This window comes from Mediterraneibacter flintii (assembly GCF_055387595.1).
Genome location: NZ_AP031405.1, coordinates 200,033 through 216,326, shown reverse-complemented (window position 1 = coordinate 216,326; position 16,294 = coordinate 200,033). Strand labels below are relative to the sequence as shown.

At 41.7% G+C, this 16,294-nt stretch carries 12 protein-coding genes and 2 tRNA genes; 2 read left to right on the top strand and 12 right to left on the bottom strand.

Going from position 1 to position 16,294, the window contains the following annotated elements:
- The first annotated feature begins 107 nt into the window (after positions 1–107).
- Together ACZ5C4_RS01005 and ACZ5C4_RS01000 are read left to right on the top strand one after the other, a co-directional pair.
- Complete coding sequence (locus ACZ5C4_RS01005; RefSeq protein WP_464519410.1) at positions 108–1,901, top strand: cache domain-containing sensor histidine kinase; 1,794 nt, start codon at positions 108–110, stop codon at positions 1,899–1,901.
- The gene (locus ACZ5C4_RS01000) at positions 1,873–3,489 is read left to right on the top strand and encodes a response regulator (protein ID WP_464519409.1); all 1,617 of its coding nucleotides are present in this window, start codon (positions 1,873–1,875) and stop codon (positions 3,487–3,489) included. The genes ACZ5C4_RS01005 and ACZ5C4_RS01000 overlap by 29 nt, the downstream gene beginning before the upstream one ends.
- Positions 3,490–3,560: 71 nt before the next feature.
- On the opposite strand, the gene ACZ5C4_RS00995 is transcribed toward ACZ5C4_RS01000, so the two are convergent.
- The 12 genes from ACZ5C4_RS00995 to ACZ5C4_RS00940 all read right to left on the bottom strand — a co-directional run bounded on the left by ACZ5C4_RS00995 (position 3,561) and on the right by ACZ5C4_RS00940 (position 16,291).
- A complete protein-coding gene (locus ACZ5C4_RS00995) occupies positions 3,561–5,243 on the bottom strand; it encodes a [FeFe] hydrogenase, group A (RefSeq protein WP_464519408.1) in 1,683 nt (560 codons plus the stop codon).
- 12 nt (positions 5,244–5,255) lie between these two features.
- Positions 5,256–7,160, bottom strand: a complete 1,905-nt coding sequence (gene nuoF / locus ACZ5C4_RS00990) for an NADH-quinone oxidoreductase subunit NuoF (RefSeq protein ID WP_464519407.1) — start codon at positions 7,158–7,160, stop codon at positions 5,256–5,258.
- Positions 7,161–7,164: 4 nt separating this feature from the next.
- Positions 7,165–7,638 carry a complex I 24 kDa subunit family protein gene (locus ACZ5C4_RS00985; RefSeq protein WP_464519406.1) on the bottom strand — a complete coding sequence of 158 codons (474 nt, stop codon included), beginning with the start codon at positions 7,636–7,638 and terminating at the stop codon, positions 7,165–7,167.
- A gap of 101 nt (positions 7,639–7,739) precedes the next feature.
- On the bottom strand, positions 7,740–8,987 hold the full coding sequence (locus ACZ5C4_RS00980) for a phthiocerol/phthiodiolone dimycocerosyl transferase family protein (protein ID WP_464519405.1): 1,248 nt from the start codon (positions 8,985–8,987) through the stop codon (positions 7,740–7,742).
- A 3-nt stretch (positions 8,988–8,990) separates the two neighbouring features.
- Positions 8,991–9,923, bottom strand: coding sequence for an alpha/beta hydrolase (locus ACZ5C4_RS00975; protein WP_464519404.1), 933 nt, complete (start codon positions 9,921–9,923; stop codon positions 8,991–8,993).
- A gap of 54 nt (positions 9,924–9,977) precedes the next feature.
- Positions 9,978–10,469, bottom strand: coding sequence for a nitroreductase family protein (locus ACZ5C4_RS00970; RefSeq protein WP_464519403.1), 492 nt, complete (start codon positions 10,467–10,469; stop codon positions 9,978–9,980).
- A 554-nt stretch (positions 10,470–11,023) separates the two neighbouring features.
- Positions 11,024–11,095 (bottom strand) — tRNA-Cys (locus ACZ5C4_RS00965).
- Positions 11,096–11,187: 92 nt separating this feature from the next.
- Positions 11,188–11,259: transfer RNA gene (locus ACZ5C4_RS00960), tRNA-Glu, on the bottom strand.
- 152 nt (positions 11,260–11,411) lie between these two features.
- Positions 11,412–12,797: a DUF6612 family protein gene (locus ACZ5C4_RS00955; protein ID WP_464519402.1), complete on the bottom strand. Its 1,386-nt coding sequence runs from the start codon at positions 12,795–12,797 to the stop codon at positions 11,412–11,414.
- Between the two features lie 21 nt (positions 12,798–12,818).
- Entirely contained in the window at positions 12,819–15,164 is a 2,346-nt protein-coding gene (locus ACZ5C4_RS00950; protein WP_464519401.1) for a transglutaminase domain-containing protein, read from the bottom strand.
- Between the two features lie 109 nt (positions 15,165–15,273).
- Positions 15,274–15,789, bottom strand: a complete 516-nt coding sequence (locus tag ACZ5C4_RS00945; protein WP_464519400.1) for a hypothetical protein — start codon at positions 15,787–15,789, stop codon at positions 15,274–15,276.
- The gene (locus tag ACZ5C4_RS00940) at positions 15,773–16,291 is read right to left on the bottom strand and encodes an RNA polymerase sigma factor (protein WP_464519399.1); all 519 of its coding nucleotides are present in this window, start codon (positions 16,289–16,291) and stop codon (positions 15,773–15,775) included. Before ACZ5C4_RS00940 ends, ACZ5C4_RS00945 begins: the two co-directional genes overlap by 17 nt.
- Positions 16,292–16,294: the final 3 nt, after the last annotated feature.

Sequence of the window (16,294 nt, the reverse complement as noted above, 5' to 3'; positions counted from 1 at the left end):
AATATTTTTCAGTCGTTTGTACTTTTATTTACTCTTTTTGTTCTCCACTTATTTTATATATGTTATAATTTTTTACAGTATATAAGTAAACCTACTTGGAGGAAACTATGAAATTCCATTCCATTAAAACAAAACTGACCGTTATGTATGCAGTCATTATTTTTATCCTAATCACCTGCATCTCCATCGCTGTCGGCTTTATCAGTTCAAATGCCTTATTGAATAAATCTGTTGTTTCTGCTGACAGAGAACTCACCCTCTTAGACGAAAAGCTTAACCTCTTTACCGCAAAACTAGAATCTGAATCCCTGTATCTTACACAGGTGCAGGACAATACATATTCAGAAGATCCCTACCAGCAATTCCTGTATACTAGCGGTATTCTTTCTTTCCTTCACGATTTTATTATTGTACAGTCCTCTGTAGATTCGATTGCATTTTATGATGTCAACGGTTCTTATATGTTTAGCGATGCACGTTCTAATATATCTTCTGTACAGCAAAAAAGCGTGGATTATATTGAAGAATTTAAAGCAGAAGATGCCAGCTCCAAATGGTATGGGTTTCATTATTTCGATGATCCCCAAAGCTTATCTTCCCCTCAATGGGTCTGTTCTTTCCTACGAAAAATATATTCGTTCCGAGGCGAGCTCATTGGAATTATGGAGCTAAATCTGACAGAAGAGTCTATCCAGTCTATTTATGATACGGTAATTGCGGATCATTATAATTTTTATATACTTGATAGTAACCAAACTATCATTTCCGCAGAAGACAAGTCTCTGCTTCATCGAGATCTAAAAGAACTACAGCAAATGTATCCACCTTTTTCTAAAGGGAGCTTCCTCAATGCCTCCGATACGTATCTCTATACTACTCATAAAAATGAGATACTTGGCTGGACACTAGTAAGTACTCTCCCATTAGAAGCCATTTTAAAAGAATCCCGTACTTTGGTTATGACGATCTTTTTTATAGGTTTTTTAGCTCTCCTGCTTGGTTTTATACTCCTACACTCTATCACGAACTTCATTATACGCCCTCTCCTTCATCTTACAGATGCCGTCGAGAGAATAGCTCAAGGGGATTATACGGTTCGCGCAGATACCGGTCCTGAAAATGAAATTGGCTGCCTCGCCTCCCGTGTAAACAGTATGGCAGAAAATACACTTCAGCTACTAGATACAATAGAAAAAGAAAGCTCTCTGAAACGGCAGTTTGAATTTTCTTATATCCAACTTCAGATGAGTCCGCATTTTTTATATAATACATTGGAAACCATCTGTGGTATGATCGCTGTGGATGAAAAGCAGAAAGCAATTAAAACAATCCAGAATGTATCCTTATTTTACAGTAAGGTGCTAAGTAAGGGGATTCCAATCATTCCAATTAGCCAGGAGCTTGAAATCACTCGCTGTTACCTGGATATTTTACAGCAACGGTATTGTGAAATTTATACCTATAGCATTACTCTGGAGCCAGAAGCCGCCCAATATAAAATCCCCAAGCTTACTTTACAGCCTTTCGTAGAAAATGCCCTGATTCACGGAATTATCCCCACCGGGAAAAATGGTCACATCACTGTCTGTGTTACATACGAAAAAGATAGCTGTATCATTTCTATCTCCGACAATGGTGCCGGAATAGCGGAACAACGTCTGGGTATACTAAGAAATTCACTCTCTCACCAAAATTTTGGACAAGAGCCGGCTTCCGGTTTCGGTATCGTAAGTACGTATCAAAGGCTCCTACTCTTTCTGGGTGCAGATAATGTTACGATAGAATTAGAGTCTGCTCTCGGAAAAGGCACTTCTATCCGCCTCATTCTAAAACATCAGGGAGAGGAAATTTCGAAAAAGGAGAATCTGTCTTATGACCTATCATGTACTAATCGTAGATGACGAATACTATATCCGACAGCGTTTAAAAACCTGTATCCATTGGGAAGATGCAGGTTTTCAGATTGTTGGAGAAGCTTCCAATGCGAATGAAGCATTTACTTTTCTCACAAAGAACTCTGTTCATTTAGCGATCGTCGATATCTCTATGCCTCAGAAGGATGGACTAAGCCTGATACGTGAAATGCGCGAAAAAAATATCTCTACTAAAATTATTATTTTATCTGGGTATGGTACCTTTGATTATGCACAAAAAGCGATTGAATACGGCGTTACGCAGTATCTACTAAAACCTATCGACGAAGAAAAACTGCTAGAAGCACTTTCTCGCATAAGACAAACACTAGATGAAGAAGCTCTCGCTTCCCATATAAAGTCAGAAAAGCACCGTGCTGATTATCTATTGGCATCTATCAGAAAAGAGCTCTTTTTTCAGAAGCTCTTTTCAAGCCATCCTATTATGACCTCTGATATAGAGTCATTATACAATGGTTTAAAAGAATATCAGCTTTCACTTGAAACCTGGTATCGTATTCTGATCTTTGATTTTCAGTATCAGAATATTCGTACACTCTCTCAAGAGCATCTACAGCTTTTTCGCGATTCTGCCTGTAATATCTTGTGCGAACTCTTACAGCCAGATTTCACTTCTGTCCATACCGCCGATGTGTATGGGCATATCGTATTGCTGTGTAAGATTCCAGATGACCTATCTGATAAAACCGAATTTTTTTCTAACCGCATAGAGAATATTGCAACGAAAATAAAAGAGCTTTTTAAGCTTTATATCAGCATTGGTATCAGTCCCTCTTTCCATCTGTCTATTCAAAATATGCATACGTATTACAACTATGCTCTCTATGCTTATGTATTAAGCAACATTAGAAAAACAGATTATACAGTATATTCTTCCGAAAGTGTTCCTACTCCAAATATCTCTGTACTTTCTAGTCTGCTCCCTAAAATAGAAGTCTGTTTTTCTTCCGGAAATGAAACAGAACTCTTAAGGTGCCTGGAACTCTATTTTTCACACCTAGAAGATGCTCCTTCTTCCTTCGCCTTTCTGGAGCAGGGGCTCTCTTTGCTGAGCGCAAGCTTCCTGCAAAAAGGATCCGACGCACATCAAAATCTAGCGTCTGTATGGGAGTTTACACATCCCGAGCAATTAAAAGAGCTTTTATTTGCCGGATACGATTTTAGCTATTTGACTCCCCGTTTGTGTAATCTGTTTATCTCCATGTTACACAACCATGAAGTAGACGTAGGGGGAAGCACAAAGCAAGAGCTTGTTTCAGAAGCAGCACGCTTTATTGAATCTTATTATGCCAGAAATGACTTAAGCCTGACACTCATTGCACAGAATCTACTCATCAGTCCCTCTTATTTGAGCAGTATTTTTAAGAAAGTACGCGGGCTTTCCATCAGTCAATACTTAAACCAAATACGCCTTACAAAAGCAAAAGAGCTTCTAACTGAAACCAGTCTTACTTTAACAGAAATCGCACAGCGTGTAGGATATAACGATCTCTTTTATTTTTCTAAAGTATTTAAAAAATATTTTGGTATTCCGCCTTCTTCCTATAAAAAGTAATTCTATAACTAACAAAACCGTATTATTCCTCTTTTAGAATAATACGGTTCTGTGATTATGCTTTTATATTATTATTTATTATGCAGCAGTTTATGTTCTTTTCCTTTTAAGATTCCTTCATATACCGTCGTCACAATCGGGTTTTCATTGGACAGCTTAATCTGCGCGGTACTATCAATCTTATACATTCCTTCCATACGCGCTTTTTTCGTTCTCGGCCCAATCGGCACAGGCTGTCCGCCTCCGGCGATACATCCTCTCTTACATGCCATCACCTCTACAAAATCATAGTGTACTTCACCTGTTTTTATTTTATCCAAGACCTCAGACGCACAGTGAAGCCCATTTACAACCGCTATATGCACGTCTCTCTCCCCTAGCTTAACTGTCGCCTCTTTTATTCCTTCTGCGCCGCGGACTCCCGTAAAGCTGATGGCTTCTAGATCCTCTGCTCGGTTGCTGTTCACCAGCCTCCTTAACACAGCCTCTGTCACACCACCGGTTACTCCGAAAATCGCGCCTGCTCCTGATGCAAGGCCAAACGGCATATCCATTGCTTCTGGCTTCACCTGTGCCAGATCGATTCCGGCAGCCTGAATCATCCTTGTTATTTCTGTCGTCGTCAGTACATAATCTACGTTCTGTACCCCGTCGGTGAAATGCTCCGGTCTGGTGATTTCTGCTTTCTTTGCCGTACAAGGCATAATGGAAACCACCATTGTCTTTCTGGGTTCCTTATCTGCTTTCATCTTCGCGTCTTCTTTTATCAGAGCGCCAAACATCTCCTGTGGGGAACGGCATGTGGAAATATGCTCTTTGAATTCCGGATATTTTCTCTCACAGAATTTTACCCATGCCGGACAGCAGGACGTAAATAGTGGAAGATTTTCTCCTGATTCCAGACGTTCTACCAGCTCTTTTGACTCCTCCATAACCGTTAAGTCCGCGCCGAAATTCGTGTCGTACACTTCATCAAACCCGATTCTTCTCAAAGCTGCAACCAAACGCCCCAGTGCATTTTCTCCCTTTTTAATGCCGAATTTGTCTCCGACCGCAACACGCACTGCCGGCGCAATTTGCGCCACAACCCGTATATTTTTATCCGCAAGAATTTTCCATACCGGCTCTACATCCTGTTTGATGCTGATTGCTCCTGTTGGACAGACCGCGCGACATTGACCGCAACCTACACAATCCGTCTCAGAAAGGTTTTTATTAAATGCCGGCGTCACCTGCATCTTAGAGCCGCGGAATGCAAAATCTAAAATTCCCAGCCCCTGTATCTCGTCGCAGGTTCTCACACAGTCACCGCATAGAATACATTTATTTGGATCTCGAATCACACATTCGGAGGAGGTATCCTTGGGAAGCTGTTTTTTATTATTCTCAAACCGCACATCCATAATGCCAAGCTGCCTAGACAGCTTCTGCAGCGTACAGATCCCATTTTTTGCACAGGTCGTACAGTCCCGACAGTGGGAAGCCAGCAGAAGTTCTATAATCATCTTTCTGTGATGCTGTAGACGCGGCGTGTTCGTATATATTACCATTCCATCTCTTGGAGTCTCAGAACAGGAAGCAAATATCTTTCCTCTGTCGTCTTCTACCACACACATACGACAAGCGCCGTATGTAGACAGCTCTGAATGATAGCAGAAAGTTGGAAGGTCAATCCCCGATTTACGGATAATGGAGAGAACGTTTTTTTCATTCGTAAATTCTACTCTTCTATTATTAATTGTCATATAACTCATGCCTGTGTCCTCCTATCCTTCAATATGTATTGCGCCAAATGCACATGCACTCTCACATGCGCCGCACTTGATGCATTTTTCATTGTCGATTACATATGGTTCCTTGATTCTGCCGCTGATCGCCCCTACCGGACAGTTCCTTGCACACTTAGAACATCCTTTGCACCGTTCCGGACTGATAATAAACCTGCGAAGCGCCGTACAAGTATGAGAAACACACTTTTTGTCTACTACATGTTCCATATATTCCTCCCGGAACAGCTTAAGCGTACTCATAACAGGAAGCGCAGCACTCTTTCCAAGACCGCACAACGCCGTCTCTGTTATCGTCGTCGCCAGCTCTTCCAGAAGATCCAGATCCTCTACTTTGCCATTTCCTGCCACGATTCTCTCCAGAATCTCCAACATGCGTTTGGTTCCTTCCCTGCATGGAACGCATTTTCCACAGCTTTCATTCTGTGTAAAATTCATAAAGAATCTTGCCACCTCTACCATACAGGTATGGTTATCCATAACAACAAGTCCTCCTGACCCGATCATGGCACCCATTTTTTTCAGAGAGTCAAAATCCAGGTTTACATCTAAATGCGGAGTAATCAGACAGCCGCCGGACGGGCCGCCTATCTGCACCGCCTTGAATTCTCCATCCCCTTTGATTCCACCGCCAATGTCATAAATGACTTCGCGCAGTGTCGTTCCCATTGGCACTTCAATCAGTCCCGTATGCTTTACACTTCCTGTCAGGGCAAATGCCTTTGTACCCGGGCTATTCTCCGGCCCAATGCTCTTAAACCAGTCAGCACCCTCCAATATAATCATCGGCACATTCGCAAAGGTCTCCACATTATTCAAAACGGTTGGCTTACCAAACAAGCCCTGCTCTACTGTACGCGGCGGTTTTACACGCGGCATACCTCTGTTTCCTTCAATGGAGGCCGTCAATGCACTTCCTTCGCCACAGACAAATGCGCCTGCTCCGCGGTTGATATGTAAGTGGAAGCTAAAATCCGTTCCCAGGATATGCTCTCCTAAAAGACCACATTCCTCCGCCTGGGAGATGGCAAGTTTCAAACGGTTGATGGCAAGCGGATATTCCGCGCGCACATAAATATATCCTTCTCTTGCTCCCACCGCATAGGCTCCAATCATCATTCCCTCTATCATCTTATGCGGATCGCCTTCCATGATACTTCTGTCCATGAAAGCTCCCGGGTCTCCCTCGTCCCCGTTACAGACAACATAACGTGTCTTTTCCTTCTGTCTTGCCACCTGAGACCATTTGTATCCAGTTGGGAAGCCGCCGCCCCCACGTCCACGGAGATTGGAATCGGAGATTTCTTTTATCACTTCCTCCGGTGTCATTTCAAACAACACCTTCTCCAATGCCTTATAACCACCTGTGGAAATATATTCCTGAATATGCTCTGCGTCGATGTGCCCACAGTTTCTCAAAACATTTCTAGTCTGTTTCTTGTAAAATGGAATGTCTTCCTGACGTTTATATTCGATTCCGTCCTGCTTAAAAAGAAGATGGCGAATGGGCTCTCCTTTTTCGATCGTTCTGTGAAAAATTTCGTCACAGTCCTCCAACTGTACCTTTGTATAAAGAATTCCCTGCGGTTCGATCCGCATCAAAGGCCCCATCTCACAAAAGCCATGACAACCGCTTTTTTTCACACCGATTTCCCCGTCTTTATGTATCTCTTTCTTTCCATGCGCTATCTCTGGCCCAAAATGCACTTCCACATCTGGATTGTCCTTCACCAGCTCGCACATTCTCTCAAAAATTTTACCAGAACCACCTGCCAGGCATCCTGTACCGGCACAAATCAATATTCTGCATCTGCTGTTTTCTATCTGCGCTTTTGAGGTCTGACAGACCTGTTCAAGCATCTCTCTGTTTTCAATCCTTTCCATAAGCTCAAGCTCCTCTCAATTCATGAATCAACTCTGCTGCCGCGTCCGGAGTCATAGCCGGATATACCTTATCATTGACCGTCAATACCGGCGCCAGCCCGCAGGCTCCCAGGCAAGATACTGTCTCTAAGGTAAACATCATATCGTCTGTTGTGGCTTTCTCGCTGGATAGTCCCAGCTCACTATAGAGCCGTTCTAATATAGGGATAGATTTACGTACATGACATGCCGTCCCATCACAGACTTTAATAATGTATTTCCCTTTAGGTTCGAAGGAAAAATTTTCGTAAAACGTTGCGACACTGTATGCTTTCGCTTCATTAATCCCAAGCTTTCCTGCTACATAATCCAAAAGCTCCGGCGGTAGATAACGATATTCTGCCTGAATATCCTGAATAATAGGAATGAGAGATGCCTGTTCGGCTCCATGTTCCGCAATAATCTCATCCGTTTTTTCATAATATGTCTGGTCTAACATTGGAATCCCTCCTTAATTTTATACGTTATAGTTAAAAAATTATCAATTAAAAATAATTATATGGTAAAACTATATAATATTCAACAATTTTCATGTATTTTTTATAGTACATTCTTACTACTATTTCTGATTTCTTTTACTTCCAGTCCTTCCTTCTGTAAGAATTGTAAAAAAAGATTCTCTATTTTCTCCTCTGTATATTTAGAAGTAATGCTAAAATAAAACGCATCCTCATAAGAACAGGAACACATTTGTATCCTGTCTGTACTTGCCATAGCCCCAAATCTTCTGATATATGGCTTATAACTTTCCTGCATCTTTATTATTCCCATATTGGAGAATACTCCTGTTACATTTTTGCTACCAAGCTTTGTTCCCCATTTCAGAAAAATATCTTTTATTTTTAGTGGAATGATCCGAAGTAATATATTCTTTTCTAATTTCACATATCGATTCATTCTAGCCGCAACCTGTTCTTTCCGTAAGTCTTGTATGAACCGGCGTTTTACATGGTGCAGCACATTCATAAAGGAAGTTCCTTCTCGGAACCGATACTCTATTTCCATCCATCCAAAAAAGTTCGCCATTGATTCCGATGGATAAAATTTTCTCAAGTTAATAGGTATCATCAACACAATCGGTCTTCTTTTCTGCTTTGTATGCAAAGACATCGCAATTGCCTGTAAAAAGGCAGCCGTCAGATATGCTGTAATCGAAGCTCTGTACTCCCTTGCTTTGCTTAAAAGCTGTTCAGATGACACTGTATATTCGTGAACCCGCATTTTTCCATCCTGCATTTTATCCTCTGTAATTTGAACAGCATGTTCACTCTTTTTTGTCTGTTTTTCCTGTTTTTCAGAAGAATAATATTTTGAAAAGCTATCTTCCTCCTGTTGCTCTACAGAAGGATATATGTATCTCTCCCCTGGTAGATGATGCACAATTTCTAAATATTCTCGCACTATCGCACAGAGAAAGGCAATAGCACCTGTCCCATCTGTCAAAGCATGGAAAATTTCAAGATGAATCTCACATTTACCATATATGATCTGATACAGCAGTGTTTCTTCCTCTTTTATATAAAGTGCCTGGCACGGGGTGTCATCCATCTTGCGTATAACCGGAGGCATCTCTGTTTTTTCAAAATAAAACCAGAAGTTTCCTCTTTTCAGCACGCACTGAAACATAGGATAGTGACGTACTGCCGCATTTACCGCTTTTCTTAGCGCAGCCTCTTCTATTTCCTCGGTCAGCACGCAAGAAATCTGAAATACACGGCTATCATTTTTATCTGTAGCCGCCGGAAATGCCAGTGCCGCATTATCCAATTTTCTCCTTTTCTCCTTCATTTTTCATTCCTCCTTTAAAAAAGTACAAATCAAATGCAGGCTTTCCTTTACATATATATTTTTGATTCCCAATGCAAAATACCCATGGATAGCATCTGGTATGCGTTTTATCTCCACCTGATTTCCTGCCTCTTTTAGTCTTTGTCCGTATCGCTCTCCTTCGTCCCGCAGAGGATCCAATTCCGCTGTCAGAATCAATGTTCTTGGCAGTCCTCTTACGTCTTTTGCAAGTAGCGGTGCAAAATACGGATTTTCCCGATCTTTTGCTTCCTTTTGATATAAATTCAAATAAGTTTCCATCTTTTCCGCTGTCAAAAGATATTCTTTTCCATTTTCTTCTACAGATAGAAATGGAGAAGTATCTGTATAGTCATTCCAAACTGCCGGATAAATGAGTATCTGACGTTTAGGCATAAAATCTCCTTTCTCTTTTGCCATTAATGTAAGCGCTGCTGTCAGATTTCCTCCAGCACTGTCTCCAATTACAGTAATATCTTCTGGCTTTACATTTTCCAAAAGTTTTCCGCAAAATAATGCCTCTGCCGCAGTATAACAGTCTTGCAGCGGAACCGGAAACCGAAACTCTGGTGCACGCCTGTATCCCACGGAAATCACTAACTGCTGCGTAGAATATGCCATCTGCATACAGATCCGTTCATAAGTTTCTATACTTTCATTCACCCAGCCTCCTCCATGTAAAAACAAGATTACTTTTCCCGCATACTTTTCTCCAATTTTTTCCATGTCCTTAGAAGCAAAGTAGAGCCTTACCGGAATTTTATAATCTCCATTATAAATTTCCCGATCCAGCTTTTTGGCGATCACCCGAATGGGATCTAATTTTTTTAACTCCGTAATTTTTCTTGCAGTTTCTACGCTCCATTCTGTACTTTCATAAGATAAAATTTGCAGTATTCTTTTTGTCAATTTATTCATTTTTTCTCCTAACATTCCTACACACTTATAGGGTATAAATATAAACAGGATCCATCAAATATAATGAATCCTGCTTCTGTCAAATCTATCCTGCTGCGGACGTTCTTCCGCAGGATACCCAAACACAAACACTGAAAACGCACTTAAACTTTCGGGTATCTCCAGTATTTCTTCCACCTTTTTCATCCGTTCCTTGCGAGGCGCAATACCAAGCCATACGCCCCCTAAACCCAAGGCATCTGCCTCCAGCCACATATTTTCCTGGGCAATACTCATATCGATCTGCGCATAATCCGGAAGTTTTGTATCTCTCCGGTAAACAGATACTATCACTGCTGGAGCTTCTGCCGCACATCCTGCATACGGGCTTACCTCCGATAATTGCACCATTTTCTCCTTATCCGTCACTACATAAAATTCCCATGGTTGCTGGTTTTTTGCAGACGGCGCCGCCATTGCTGCCCTTAATAGCTGTTCGATTTTCTCCGGCTCTACTGCCTGTTTTTGGTACTTTCTTACGCTAATTCTATGAAAAATTTCTTTCACCGCTTACACACCTCCATCTTTATTTCTGGTAAAAGTGAACATAAAACTCGGTTCTGATAGAATTCACTTTCTGTCAGTCCACATTCTCCTATTTCTCTTGGGTTTTCCACACCTCTTTTCCTGTCTCCGTGATAATCAGATCCTCCAGATATAACAGGAATACGTCCTTGATAACGTTGTATCACTTCCCAGTATATCTCTTCCTTTATTTAATTCCCTTGAATTCAAGCTTTCATTGAAGTAACCAAATCATTTACCAGATAAGTATAGACTATAATCCTAATTTCGCCCTGCCGATGGATTTCATGGAGCGTCTCTGCTGCGGCTTTATTCAGGAAAGCGACAGTACAATATCATTTTTTGCCATAAACTTCGCTTCACTCCAGTCCTTTACATATTCTTTTTCTATTATTAGGTTCAAATCATAAAATGGCGTTTCTGGCACTCTATTACAATTATATGCGCGTATCTCTCAAAGGATTATTATCCACCCATAATGTAAGAAAAATACCCTAAAACACTTGAAAATCAAGCATTTCAGGGTATCTAACAAGAGGCGCAGACCGGATTTGAACCGGTGAATCAGGGTGTTGCAGACCCACGCCTTACCACTTGGCTACTGCGCCTGAGTATGAGCACTTAGTGTCTATTTTTTAGGCACTTACGTGTGCACTACATCGTCACGTCAGTGAGATTTCTCAAACTTACCGGACAATAATGACTCCGACGGGAATCGAACCCGTGTTACCGCCGTGAAAGGGCGATGTCTTAACCGCTTGACCACGGAGCCTTAAAACGGTCACCACTTTCGTAGTGACCGTTTTTTATATTAGCATATATACTTCTCTTTTGCAAGCCCTTTTTTCTAAGTTTCTCTTAAAAATGCAACAGGTCAGCCAAAGCAACTTGGATTAGCCGCTACACGGCTTCTCTTTCTGTTTCTTATTCATGGCGATCCAGATACATAGACATTACAAGGCCTGTTTCTGCGTCAAAATCTATTTCACAGCCATTGAAATAGCTGTCGGCTGCATACCAGTTATACATATGCATATAGTCTCCTTCGTAGACATCCTCACAGGATCCATAAGCGGCTGTCACATCCTCCTTCGTGCTTCCTATCTGAATACCTCCTGGGAAAATAACTGTCATTCCTCCGTTTTCCACGCCATAGTCATCTACGGAAATTCCACCGATCAAGCAGTCTTTTAATTCCTTCGCTTCACCGGAGGTATTGATAACGTCAACCATAATTTCATTTCCATTTGCATCCATAAAATATGCCAATTCATATTCGTCTGCATTCACCACATAATTTTCCGGCGTATAGCTGCTGTTCAAGGTCAATCCTGCTGCTTCTATATCTGCAAATTCACATGGAAGTGTAATAACTGTATCATTGATCTGAACCGTATAACTGTCCCAGCTTTCTCCAAGCTCCTCACTTTGTTTAGCCGCTGACGCCTTTTTTCCGGTATCTTTGTTATCTTCCTTAACATCTTTGCCCGCATCAGAATCAGAAACTGCCTCTTTCGCCTCATCTGGAACAGTAATTTCATCCACACTGTCATATTCTGCATAAATCATCTCTATAAAATAATCAGATACTTCTACATCCTCTCCGGACTCTTCCAGTATAGACTCCATAACCTCCTTCATATCTATATTCAATCGTGCCGGAAGTATTGAATCTTTATAAACTTCTACAGTGCACGGAATCGTCACATCTGCCATCACATCCTCATCCGCCAAAACATCCAAGCCGAAGGAACTCATCATTTCCTCATCCATCAAACTAGTCAGTGTATCCCCTTTGATGTCTCCGGTTAGTTCGAAACATTCTTCGCCCTCTACTTCAGTCAAATCCTTCGACAGTTCAAAATCGTCTGCCGCATCTTTTAACCCGTCAAACATACTGTCATTGAGTACATCCACTTCACTTTCGTCCATTTCCGTTTTCGACCATTCATTTTCAACCATGCTGTAGGATACATACTTATCGTCTTCCTTAACTGAATATCCTTCTACCTCTGTACTCATATCTGTTCCGCTGACACCAATTGAAACATTCCCTTTCAGGTGCGCCGCTTCTGGCTTTTGGGTTGCTTCCACCTCCAGCTTCATACTCATTTCCATACTATCTGTGCCGTCTGTCAGAGAAGCTTCCATATTCATGTTACAAAGTACGGATTCCACGTCCTTCATATTTTTCGACATATCATTGAATAAATTCTCCGGTGTCGCCTTTGTTCCACAGCCGGACACCATAGATGCCGTCATCACCACAGCAATTCCCGCCGCTGCAACTCTTTTTCTGTTCTTTTTCATACTTCTTTCTCTCCTTTTCCATTAATGATTCGTTAAATATATCACTCCCATCCAATAAGAACCGCTTAATTTATCGCTCTCATATTGGGTGATAACCTGTTTAGCAATTTCCATGAACTCCTCATCATTTAGATTATAATCTGTTCTGAAAACTGCACTCCCCTCCGCTTTTAACGCCTCTATCACCGGAGAGGCAATCTCATTTTTTTCATAGAACTTCTTTTCTATATGATAATATTCCTTCTCGTCAGTAGAGGCCTCATAATCTGAAAGCCTGTCGTCCAGCACATATCGGGCATCCTCTACCAAAACCTTCTTGGCCGCGTCATCTGGAAGATTGAAAAGTGCATTAAAAATCAACTCATTGTCATTATTTGTACTGTCTACAATCTGCCATTGTCCGTCAATTTTTACTTTATTCCATGCATGGGGCAGGTCTCCTTCTAAATATCCCGTTACCACAATACTTTCTAGTCCTGCCTCATCTGCCAAAAGTTTAAATGCACCCGCGTAACTAGAGCACACTCCCTTTTTATTCAGAAGTACACCATATGGTGTAAACGAATCGTTAAATTCCGCATCTACGTCAGCAAATTCCTTTTCTTCTGCATTTTCCAGGGCGTCCATGTCATACTCAGCCGTATCGCACAAATATTGATTAATCGCCAGCTCCTTCTCTAGTTCCGTCATGTCCTCTGTAATAATTTTTTTTATGACCCGCTTTACTTCTGCATCTATTTCTTTTTGTTTCTGTTTTATCTCCTCTGCGTCTGTATCATATTTGACCGTCAGCGTTTTACCGCCGCCCGACAAAGCTGCGCTTTCTACCCCTAGAACCATAGGGTTCTGATAAACTGCTTCCTCCCAGGAATCCAGCAGATACTCCTGATCTGCACTTTCCGGAAAATCCTCCAGACTTATTGCTGTACTGCCGTTCATCATATTCACAGCAAGATATTCACTCAAAGCACCGTTTGCCGAAACCTTATATGCGGACACACTTACCGCACCGGCAGTTTCCTCTGTCTCTTCCTCTTCCTGCGTCATCTCTATGTCTATTGCCCCACCTTTGCTGCGAAGCTCCTCCTGCCGCTTATAAACCGCCTCCATTTCCTCTTCCCATGTATTCGGGTTATAATTCTCCACAATAACGGTTCCTTTAAAGTCTGTTCCGTCTATCGTATACGGCACTTTTACAATCTCTACTTCCACCAGTCTTAAGTCCGACATATCATCCTTTTCATATTCGCCCCATGTCTCCGTCGTCTTTTTTGCTTCGTCAAACTCATAATTAATCAATTTTTGAACCAGTGTACCGTCGCACATTGTGATCCATTTATAAGAAGGCATATCCGCAAAATGGTCTACATAGTTGGAACCACCTTCGGACAGGTTCATTTTCACCTCTTCTGTATAAGGAACCTTTCGTGCAATATCCTTTACATCAAATGTATTACTGATCGCAGAAGTTCCGTCCTCTGATACAGCGACAACACAGTAATATGTATCATATTCCGTATCTTTTGGAATCGCCTCCGTTCCTTCCCCATATTTCTCTATATTATATGCTTCGCTTCTCTCTGCCTCCGATACCGTATAAGTAATAAACTGTGCTGTTGAATCTGGTATCCATTGTGTCTTGTCTGTACTTCCCCTCACCAGCCCGCTTCCGGTAAATCCATTCTCCTCCGTATATTCCATAGACAGAACATAATATTTTTCTGCTCCCTTGACACCTTTCCACCTAAATACTGGTTTTCCCTCGTCGCTTATCTGCAGGCTTACCCGCGGGGCTGTCTTCACCTCATGCTCGATTGTAAAGACTGTTACTCTCGGCTTTTCTAACACTTCCCCTGTTTCACTGTCTACATATTGTACCATGTAATATTGCGGAAGGTTTCCCCAGTCATTTAATTCTCCTTTATCAAATAAAGTACTATCCGCCGGATTATACCCTGGATCCTCTTCCCCCAGATTCGTACTAGCGATCCCCGCTGCTTCCCAGCGTGGAGGAGTAACCGAAAGTATCTGTTCTTCTTCATCCCATTCAAAATGACAGCCGGCAGCCTGTTTCAGATTCGCATCCTTGAATACATTTACAATCTGCGTATACTCTGTGAACTCTCTGCCCTTAATGTCAAATCCCATCTGAAGCGTCAGCTTTTCATCCCGTGCAACATCTTTGAGTGGTTCTGTATACTCATATTTTTCATCCTCTGCATATTTTTCTTTGATCTTTTCTGCTAGCTTCTCCGTCTCCATCACTGCGCCATATTTATCTTCGCTGCTTTTTTTAATTGTACATCCCGAGGACAGCATCACTACTGCCATCACAGCACATAGACACCTAGCTAATTGTTTTCTCATCCTACCACCCCTCATCTGTTTTACTAAACCTGATTTTTCTTTACAGAGTACTTATAATTATCCGCGTTCTACTTATAATACCTCTCATCCTTCTCTAAGGTTACAGTAATTACAGATTTTTTTGCAAATATGCCAGGAATTCTTTTTCTGAAATACCCTCTCCCTTTACATAATAATAATCACCCTCTTTTTCATAGGCCGCAAACCACTTCGTCGCACCCTCTCTTCCAATATGCACCTCTGTACCATTTATCTTACTTGTCTTAAGCTCCCATACTTCCTGCGGCGCCACGTCTTTGCTGTCTCCTGCAAGAAACTCTATATTGATGTCTGACGTCTCTTGTGCGCTTTGCTCCCGATCGTTCTTCTCCGCCTTTCCAAAATTTTTTCCGGCAGTCCATTCTGCCGCTGCAATCTGCACTTCTTCTATATATATCTTATCTCTTGTAGTAAACTGCCATGCTCCTATAGCCACCAGACAAAAACACGCTGCTGCTGCGCCGTATCTAACAATACATACCGTCCTGCGCCTGTTTTTTTCGGCTCTTATCTGCTTTCTAGTTCTCTCCAAAAGTTCCTGCGGAGCATGAATTTTATCATTTGCGTTTTTATACTGCTCCTGCATTTCCAAATTCTCCTTTCAGTATCTCCTTTAGCTTCGCCCTTGCACGGGAAAGCCGAGTCTTTACTACGGATTCTGACACATCGAGAACCTCACTGATTTGTCTGACTGTATATTGTTCATAATAAAACAGATGCACCACGCTTCTATAATCTGGCGGTAGATTCTGTACTGCTTCATACACACCGTATTCTTCCGTTTCCATCTCATAAAAGGACTCTGCAGCTTCCTCTTTCAAAAACGGTACTGTCTTTCTCCTATACGCATTGTCAAACTGCTTTCTACAACAGTTTATCGTAACTCGGATAAGCCACGCTTTTAAATGCTCTTGGCCCTCAATACGGCTGTGATATTTTACCAGCCGCAGAAATACCTCCTGAAAGACATCTTCCGCTTCACTTCTGTTCTTCATCTGAAGCAATGCAATACGGTACACCATGTCCCCGTATTCCATAAGCGCCTCTTCCGCATCTATTTTGTTCTTTTTTTGTGCCCGTCCTTTCATATA

What these genes read in the sequence shown, in the direction of transcription:
- ACZ5C4_RS01005 (WP_464519410.1), top strand. Translation starts at nt 108, where the DNA reads ATGAAATTCCATTCCATTAAAACAAAACTGACCGTTATGTATGCAGTC.
- ACZ5C4_RS01000 (WP_464519409.1), top strand. Translation starts at nt 1,873, where the DNA reads ATGACCTATCATGTACTAATCGTAGATGACGAATACTATATCCGACAG.
- ACZ5C4_RS00995 (WP_464519408.1), bottom strand. Translation starts at nt 5,243, where the DNA reads ATGAGTTATATGACAATTAATAATAGAAGAGTAGAATTTACGAATGAA.
- nuoF (WP_464519407.1), bottom strand. Translation starts at nt 7,160, where the DNA reads ATGGAAAGGATTGAAAACAGAGAGATGCTTGAACAGGTCTGTCAGACC.
- ACZ5C4_RS00985 (WP_464519406.1), bottom strand. Translation starts at nt 7,638, where the DNA reads ATGTTAGACCAGACATATTATGAAAAAACGGATGAGATTATTGCGGAA.
- ACZ5C4_RS00980 (WP_464519405.1), bottom strand. Translation starts at nt 8,987, where the DNA reads ATGAAGGAGAAAAGGAGAAAATTGGATAATGCGGCACTGGCATTTCCG.
- ACZ5C4_RS00975 (WP_464519404.1), bottom strand. Translation starts at nt 9,923, where the DNA reads ATGAATAAATTGACAAAAAGAATACTGCAAATTTTATCTTATGAAAGT.
- ACZ5C4_RS00955 (WP_464519402.1), bottom strand. Translation starts at nt 12,797, where the DNA reads ATGAAAAAGAACAGAAAAAGAGTTGCAGCGGCGGGAATTGCTGTGGTG.
- ACZ5C4_RS00950 (WP_464519401.1), bottom strand. Translation starts at nt 15,164, where the DNA reads ATGAGAAAACAATTAGCTAGGTGTCTATGTGCTGTGATGGCAGTAGTG.
- ACZ5C4_RS00945 (WP_464519400.1), bottom strand. Translation starts at nt 15,789, where the DNA reads ATGCAGGAGCAGTATAAAAACGCAAATGATAAAATTCATGCTCCGCAG.
- ACZ5C4_RS00940 (WP_464519399.1), bottom strand. Translation starts at nt 16,291, where the DNA reads ATGAAAGGACGGGCACAAAAAAAGAACAAAATAGATGCGGAAGAGGCG.